We start from the raw sequence: 348 nt of genomic DNA on the forward strand, positions 1-348 counted from the left end.
TCACCACCATTACTGATGTGGTCGATACCACCACTGTCACCCTGACGGCCGGTTCCACCGTGACCGAAGGCGGTCAGATCACTTACACCGCGACCTTGACCAACCCGGCGCAGACGCCGGTGAACGTCACCTTGAGCAATGGCTCGATGATTACCATCAAGGCGGGTGAGTCGACAGGTACGGTGGTAGTCGATACCCCGGCCAATGACGTCTACGTCAACGGCTCGACCGTCAGCACCACCATTACCGGTGCAACCGGCGGCAACTTTGAAAACCTGGTGCCGAGCACCACGCCTGCGGTCACCACCATTACTGATGTGGTCGATACCACCACTGTCACCCTGACGG

The 348-nt window shown here is 59.2% G+C and carries 1 protein-coding gene; it reads left to right on the forward strand.

Annotation, left to right across the window (positions count from 1 at the left end):
- A partial coding sequence (locus BFP89_RS28980; protein WP_176718427.1) for an immunoglobulin-like domain-containing protein occupies positions 1–348 on the forward strand: 348 nt, incomplete at both ends.

Source organism: Pseudomonas sp. 31 R 17 (assembly GCF_900004915.1).
GTDB lineage: Bacteria > Pseudomonadota > Gammaproteobacteria > Pseudomonadales > Pseudomonadaceae > Aquipseudomonas > Aquipseudomonas orientalis_A.